Source organism: Massilia sp. CCM 8734 (assembly GCF_011682155.1).
Classification (GTDB): Bacteria; Pseudomonadota; Gammaproteobacteria; order Burkholderiales; family Burkholderiaceae_D; genus Telluria_A; species Telluria_A rubra.
On sequence record NZ_WHJI01000086.1, the window covers coordinates 1 to 7,742 of the forward strand.

The following is a 7,742-nucleotide window of genomic DNA, read 5'->3' on the forward strand; positions in this document are numbered from 1 at the left end:
ATTAGGAAGCTAATCACGCGTTCAGCAGGACAACAATGATCGTATCCATCAAAAATCCCCCGCTAACAACAAATCATGCGCCATATCCATTAAATTTCCAAGCGCCAATTCTATTCGAGCGGTCTTTAGAAAAACTATAAATATGTACTACGGGAAATGTATATGAGAAGAAAAATACGAACTTTATCCAGATAGCATTGACATGCAAAAGGGAGACCAACGATACTTTTAAAAAAAATTAACTAAATACGCGTCGATCTGGCGTCGTCAACTCCGGCCGGGCCGATCGCTGCATCGCCGGTCCCCCGGTTTAAATCTTACGACAACATGTCCAGGAGGAACAGACGACACAGGCTTCGCGACGCGACCGGAAAGAGAACAGCCTATTGCGGCTGATTTTCTTGGACACCTCGAAAAAACTACTGTGCGACGTAATTTTCGCCCTGCGATGCACTTCGTACCTTCGTAGGGCTGCGCTTCTCAAACCAAACTTGCGTCGCTCGCTACGGTTATTCGAGGTCCCATCTTGTGGTCAGTAGTGAAATGGAAAACATATATTATAACCTCGACAGTTAAATTTCAATAAATAACGGAATTATTTGAAACAAAGAAATTAATCAGAGAGCTTTTAAAGATTATAGGCGCACGAATTCTACTCTTTAATCGCTAATTTCAAGGTGGTGTCTAGGACGGCCTCGGAGTAACGGATATCGAATGTCGTTTTATCGATTGGCACGTTGCGGTATTTTTGATTGAAGATATAAAAGATGTCGAACGTTTACGAAAAGAATAACGATCTGCCGACTCCTGAGATAAATGAAAAAATTCTTTTGACGTCAAGTAGTTGTCTCATTAAATTGTCAATTATTGTAGGTTTATCTACATGTGCCATTAGTATGTTGCTAATATGGACTTTTGTAACCATATTTGACGAAAGCTCATTTGGCAGCATAGCAGGTGCGAAAATATTTAAATCCGAGTCAATAATTTTTATTGGTGTGATGACTTTATGTTGGGCTCCATTGTTTGAAACATTGCTTGGGCAGGTCATACCTGTCGAGTTAGTGAGAACTATCTCAAGCTCAAAAATACAATGCATTATTGCTAGTGCCCTCCTATTTAGTCTAGGCCATTTTTTAGGAGGCGCCGGTTGGGGGCAATTGCTTTTAACCTTTTTGGCCGGACTTCCACTAGCAGCCCTATACGTAAAATTTCGGAGACAAGGTATCGCTAAGAGTTTTTATGCCTCTGCAATTGCACATGCCACTCACAACGCGGCAGTACTTCTTCTTTCATACGTAATCGCACGGTAGCTCAGCGGGCAATTGGCGTATCAGTGGATGCCGACCAAGACCATGTTGATCGGAAATCGTACACCTTTGAAGTTGAGCATCTCGATTCCTCTCGGTTCGGGCGCCGCAGTCCACCTGATCGATCCGCCGACCTTCACCAATGCGACAAAACCCGCAAATAAGTGTATTTTTCTCTAAGTTGTGATATATTTATACATTCATTTTAGGCAATATTTCCAAGCTGGCATTCCATAGTTTAGTTGCATCTCCGAGACTTCTTTCTGGTGCGCGAGGAGAAAGTTGCGAATGCGTGGAAAACTATTGATGAAGTATTATTAGCAGCAAGTCGCTGCGCTCATAAGTAATCTTTTTGGAGAATTTAATTGAGACGAATTATTGCAGCAATATTGATACTTAGCTCCTCCGCAGCAATGGCTGACTGTGAGGAGGATCTTTTGCAAAAGGGACGTGGAGCTTTCCAGCCCAAAGCTACATCAGCTATGCAGACCTCAGCGCTGGCCTCCCATATGGCAACGATTACCTCTTCCGCGCAGTTGACGCGTTATATGAAGATGACGCCGCCACAGGAGAATTTGCTGTCAGTCCTATCTGAAGCGGCACGTAAGCGATTTCTTGAGAGTTTGACTTTTAATGAGAAAGGGATAACGGGCTATCGTTATGCAGAACTAGAAGGCGAGTTAACTCCAACTCAAATTGCAAAAATATTATCTTTGTTTGGTTCACAGGCGAACACTACCTTGTTTAAAAAGGCAGTGGTAAAAACGGAGAAGGATCAACGCCTGCTTGCCGGCGAAACACCGGTATTGATGTGCCCTAAGGAGCTAGGTGGCGAGGGTGGCGAGGGTGGCGAGGGTGGTGATTTTGGAGGGGGCGGTATCGGCGGGGGAGGTGGTGGGAGCGGTGGAGGATGGACTCCCCCCCCGCCTCCGCCTCCGACAGCACCTACAGATTATGTTGGATATGAATGTGATCGCGCGACCTGTGCGCCTAGTAGAAATTTTATTTGCCTCAATTCGTGTAAGTGGCCGTAACCGCATCTTGATCGGTGGCACCTCCTTGTTACTGGCGAAGCGGTGCTGTGGCACTCGTCGACGGTGTTCGCAGCTCAGTACATCTGTAATCCCGGAAATTTTATGCTTTTTTGGAGAATTTAATTGAGACAAATTATTGCAGCAATATTGATACTTAGCTCTTCCGCAGCAATGGCTGACTGTGAGGAAGATCTTTTGCAAAAGGGACGTGGAGCTTTCCAGCCCAACGCTACATCAGCTATGCAGACCTCGGCGCTGGCCTCCCATATGGCAACGATTACCTCTTCCGCGGAGTTAACGCGTTATATGAAGATGACGCCGCCACAGGAGAATTTGCTGTCAGTCCTATCTGAAGCGGCCCGTAAGCGATTTCTTGAAAGTTTGACTTTTAATGAGAAAGGGATAACGGGCTATCGTTATGCAGAGCTAGAAAGCGAGTTAACTCCAACTCAAATTGCAAAAATATTATCTTTGTTTGGTTCACAAGCGAACACTGCCTTGTTTAAAAAGGCAGTGGTAAAAACGGAAAAGGATCAACGCTTGCTTGCCGGCGAAACACCGGTATTGATGTGCCCTAAGGAGTTAGGTGGCGAGGGTGAGGGTGGCGAGGGTAGTTGGGGTGGTGATTTTGGGGGGGGCGGTATTGGGGGGGGAGGTGCTGGAAGTGGTGGGGTATGGGCAACACCTACCCCAACGCCGTATCCTACCGGTCCAAGTGTGCCTCAGGATTACATGGGGTACACTTGTGTTGCTCCTGGAAGTTGTAAGGCGAGCCGCAGCGATATCTGTCTCAAAACCTGCTAATTAAGGACAACTGCGGCCCAGGCATGCCGGGCCGTAATATTTCAATGCGACATTTTTTTCTACTCCTAATCTGTTTGGCTTCTAGCTTCGGTGGGGCGCAGGCCGCCCCAACCCCCTCCGCATTTGATCGGTTAGAGTCAGTTGAGCGCAGCGCGGTGATGTCGACCTCGTCGAGCACAGCAAATGCACAAAAAATAGCGAATGCCTATTTGCATCTCTTGCCTGAGTTCCAGCGTCGAAAACTGCTTGGATCACGGAAATCGGAATCATTGCAACAATTATTTGACGCAGCTGACATAGCTGAATTTTATTCGGGCGATCCTCGATTTGCTAACCACATGCGCGAAGCATTCGATGCTCTTGTGCGCCTCGGAGAGCACAAAAATAGCAATTTTGTCAAAATGTATGAGGCATACATTTCGACTGAGCAATTTTCTCAAGCAGCTAATTTTATCGAAAAATATCCCGCCCCCAACGTTGCAAAGCCACCCATGGTTCGCGGCGAAACCAAGCGTAACTCAGGTAATAAATTATGGAATGTTGACTTTAAAACAGGCGAAATAAGACAAGTTTCTTTCGTATTTCCCCCTGGACTTTTCGTGATCGTGATGTCCGCACCGCGATGCCATTTTGCCCAAAACGCCGTGTCCGATATAGAAGCTGATTCTGAACTTCGACAATTGCTGGCGGGGAAGACATTGTGGCTAACCCGCATTGATCGTGGTTTCGATCTTTCGCAAATGCAATTATGGACCCAGCAACATCCAGAGTTCCCTATGTCATTGGCTTCGGACATTTTAAGCTGGAAGAAAATAGCATTCTGGGAGACTCCCACTTTCTATTTTTTTAAGGATGGAGTATTGGTTGAAAGGATTGGCGGATGGCCAACAAAAGGCCGGAAGCAAGAACTTACTCATCTAATCAAAGTCCATTCTGAAAATTGATTTCAAAACCCAAATAAATATATGAAAATCGTGTTTTTGGTTATCGGGGCATTCTTGGTCATATACTTTACACAGGATATCCTGTGGCCTGTTCAAACGGCTCCTTCAAACAATGCTGTTGCTTCTTCAGCGACCATCATCGTAAAAAATATAAGCGCGGTAGATACGCCCAACTCGAACATAGATATATGTGAGCGCCACAAAGTTGAAGTCTTGGTGACGCCGATGAAAGATCGTTTGCGTTTCGAGGGGGAAGTAAACCAATACCTTGAGAAGATATCTGCGAGTCATGACCAATTTCAAAGCCTTGAGCCTGATGCTCCGAGTGTACAAAGAATAGCGTTGTTTTCTTTGGCTAGTCACTGCTCTCCTACAGCAGAATACTACAAGCTCCCAGCTTCGATTGAAGCGACGGTGGATAATTTTTCATCAAAAATTTGTCGGAGTATCCCCGCGGAATATCGAATCGCACCTTTGAAATTGCTCAGAGCTGCGTCAAAAGACGGCTCACCCGAACTCAAACTTGCATATGCGGAAAACCTATTGGTTGAGGCAAAGCTGCTTGAGTTCGTGAATCGCCTAAAAACACGGGGGCAAGTTGACAACCTTAGGGCAGAAGCGGAACAGGTCGGTCGAGAAGCGGCGGGAAGCGGACTAAGAGAGGCCTTTCTTTTTATGACTAAGCACTACGAGAATGGCGGATTCGGTCTGCCCGATTTAAAACGCTCCTATCTTTATGCTATAGCCATAGCAGATCAAAACAAGACGTTAGAAAGTGTCGAGCGTGTCAACTATCTTTATCAGTCGATGACAGCCGCCGAAGTCACATCCGCGAGAGAAATTATTTCGCAATGCAAGAGTGCATCAAGACATGGTGGCAATAGCGCTTATCGTAATCCTTTTTAAAACTGAGAGCGAAACTCCAGATTACGTCGGTGCCTGGGTCGAGCACGTAAAGCTCACACCTCACATCTCATTGATACCGCAAGACGCACATTAGACCGAACAGCGGCTGGAACCTTAAGGTGGTAACAGTTTGAAGGGTCGAGACGAATGGATTACATCCAGGCCAACGGGCGTGACGAGCCATAGCAAGCGCGTTCGGTCCATATCGTTTTCGACCACGACATTGAACTGATCTGATGGAAGTTTGTTGATTGAACATATTTATCTCGAAATTTCCTCCGCTATCCGTTCACGCAACGTCGCCATGTTTACCCCCTCCGATCTCTTCATTTGTCACCGCCGCTTGTACGGCTCAAGACTGCCCTTCCGCAGGATCGCGCGGAAGGGTGAAATATTCGATAAGTGTGCTGGATTGAAGTCGTGCGGCCTGCACGTGTCGGATCACGCAGGCGGTCGGCTAGAACTCAATCAGATTGTGCAGGTTATACATGTGGAGCACCATGTTGTTTCTTGCGGTCGTCAGTTAGACCACAAGCAAATACGTTAGTTCATCTCGACCTTCCAGATGGCAAACGTTTCACGCCTTGACTGCACCCTGCCATTTTTTTAAACGCTCAACGATAACTGCTGGCTCAGCTTTTCCATCGATCCAATCCTGAATTTTCGATTGAAGCTCGGGACGGGGATAATCTTTAAACTCAAGAAGCCATCTTTCCGCGTCGGGAATGATTTCAAAAGCTGGCAAATGATCATAGTTAAACTCAAACCTAAATTTCCCAACGTCTGAGAGCGTGCAAGAGGCCGCATACCACGCGTGACCGTTATTGTTTAATTTCGCCATCTCTTTGCGCAGATCAAAAAATAGCTGCGATGATCTGTAGCTAGTATCGCCGCTTTTTTCGGTGCCATCTTTTAATCGAAAAAGACAAGCTCCTTCTAGAAAAGTCGTAATGCAGATAACACGATATGTTCCTTCTATCCATTCGCCTTCGGGCCGCACCTCATAAATCTCTAGCGCGATAGCACTCTGCAAACGCTCAATTTCTGAATTCATTTTTTCCTCAAATATTAAGAATAGTACGTTGGCTCTTTATGCCATTAATAATCTCAGTAACGTCGAACGCTGCAGGCCTCGCAGTTGCGCTATTATAAATCACATCGATCTTCACCTGTACGGTATCGCCAGCTTTTAGACGATTAGCCCAGTTGGTTTCCATCTGCCCCCACTGGCCATTGCCTTTGTTGATTGATCCCATCGGCACTAGATTTTCCTTGCCCCCGTACCCATCAAATTGCCTTCCAACCAGATGGCCGCCGGCATCGTTCGGAAGTCGCCCATCATCCACGCCCACAGCCACTTGCTGACTTTCACGCCGAAACCCTGATTCCAATCGCAGCTCACCTTCGGCAGACTTAATGCGTCCCTCAGCGTCGGTCTTGTACTTGTATCCGTTGAGTTCGTATTCGACGTTCGGAGTTAGACGCCCTTTTTTCACATGTACGCCTCCTGTTGCCAGTTTCGGGTCTGCCGCATGTTTTCTTGCCATATCCAACTGCGCGTCCCGGGCATCCCTCCACATTTTAATCTCCGCGTCACTTTTTCCGACTGCCTTGGCCCAAGTAATTTCTTTATCAAGGAGCGCTGCCGCCTCTAGGGGCGTTTTTGCAAGGCCGACTACCTCACTAATGCGCTTCCCGACCCTGGCCATCAGTCCGGCGCCTTTGCCGCCTATGAACTGGAGCGCCCCTACCATAAGGACCATCGTCGTAGCGCCTGATTTGCCGTTGCGTGCTTCCGCCTCATTCCACGACTTCTTTGTTTCCCCAGCAATTGCCCTGTAGGCTTCAAGCTGCTGCTGCTGCATCTCTGTTACCGCTGCGATCGCTTGAGGATTGCCGCTCATCAACGCGCCTTGTACCTGCTCAGGCGGAGGGCCGGCCAAGGTAGCCAAGCCTTCAAAGGTCGATTCGATTCCGCTGGAGATTTTTGACCGAGCGGCGCCGGATACCGCCTCGTCGCCATTGAATGGCCGGGCATCCCACAGCGTCCCTGCAGTCTTCTTGATATCCGACCATTCCTTATCAAGTACCCGTCCGGCTTCCTCCTTCATGCCACCCAACATGGACTTTTCTTCAGCCCCTTTCGAGCTTGTGTTCTTAACTTCCGTTCGCACCACCGCAGCTGCGTTTCCAAATCCTGCCGCATTGCAGTTAATCAAACAGCGAGAACCATCAATGACGACAGATCGGCCGTTGACACGCAGGTTATATTGACCGCTGACGAACTTCAGATAGCCGAGGTCTAATGACGTGTTTGAACAAACGCCGGCACCAGCATTTCCCTGAACGCCTTTCACCATGTCGTCTACACGATAGATAGGCTTAGCGCCAGTTTGCGCTTTCACGTTAGGCGACGCGGTTGCCTTGTTATTCAATACCGCGTAGGTATCGAAGCCCACGACACTTTTTCCGACTTTGCAATAATCCGGCGCGGTGCTGATGGCATACCATGCGGTTTCGTTTGCCGCGTGCCGCGTGGTCCCGGACAAGGCAGTCTGCGCTTTCGGTTTGCTTGAAATTTTATCGTCGGGCATTATGAGATCCACTTGTCTGATAAATTTCCGTTCTCATCGAGAGGTATAGCGATAATATCAATTTCTGCGGGAGGATTATTTTTGTCGAACATTATTCGCCAGAGCAGGACGCAAGTTCTTGTGTCCAAATCTATTCGTATCGTATCTAAC

Annotated in this window: 7 protein-coding genes; 5 read left to right on the forward strand and 2 right to left on the reverse strand. The window is 47.5% G+C overall.

Translation table 11 applies throughout. The annotated features are described in order from the left end of the window. The first annotated feature begins 896 nt into the window (after positions 1–896). The 5 genes from F2P46_RS38945 (at position 897) to F2P46_RS35035 (ending at position 4,998) form a co-directional block, all read left to right on the forward strand. Positions 897–1,313, forward strand: a complete 417-nt coding sequence (locus F2P46_RS38945; RefSeq protein ID WP_368737992.1) for a CPBP family glutamic-type intramembrane protease — start codon at positions 897–899, stop codon at positions 1,311–1,313. 362 nt (positions 1,314–1,675) lie between these two features. After that, positions 1,676–2,344, forward strand: coding sequence for a hypothetical protein (locus F2P46_RS35020; RefSeq protein WP_166899033.1), 669 nt, complete (start codon positions 1,676–1,678; stop codon positions 2,342–2,344). A 123-nt stretch (positions 2,345–2,467) separates the two neighbouring features. Beyond that, positions 2,468–3,148, forward strand: a complete 681-nt coding sequence (locus F2P46_RS35025; protein WP_166899035.1) for a hypothetical protein — start codon at positions 2,468–2,470, stop codon at positions 3,146–3,148. A 23-nt stretch (positions 3,149–3,171) separates the two neighbouring features. Further along, positions 3,172–4,092, forward strand: coding sequence for a hypothetical protein (locus tag F2P46_RS35030; protein WP_166899037.1), 921 nt, complete (start codon positions 3,172–3,174; stop codon positions 4,090–4,092). A gap of 21 nt (positions 4,093–4,113) precedes the next feature. After that, positions 4,114–4,998: a hypothetical protein gene (locus tag F2P46_RS35035; protein WP_166899038.1), complete on the forward strand. Its 885-nt coding sequence runs from the start codon at positions 4,114–4,116 to the stop codon at positions 4,996–4,998. Positions 4,999–5,575: 577 nt separating this feature from the next. On the opposite strand, the gene F2P46_RS35040 is transcribed toward F2P46_RS35035, so the two are convergent. Next, positions 5,576–6,052, reverse strand: coding sequence for a hypothetical protein (locus F2P46_RS35040; protein ID WP_166899040.1), 477 nt, complete (start codon positions 6,050–6,052; stop codon positions 5,576–5,578). 7 nt (positions 6,053–6,059) lie between these two features. Then, on the reverse strand, positions 6,060–7,592 hold the full coding sequence (locus F2P46_RS35045) for a DNA/RNA non-specific endonuclease (protein WP_166899042.1): 1,533 nt from the start codon (positions 7,590–7,592) through the stop codon (positions 6,060–6,062). Positions 7,593–7,742 lie beyond the last annotated feature (150 nt).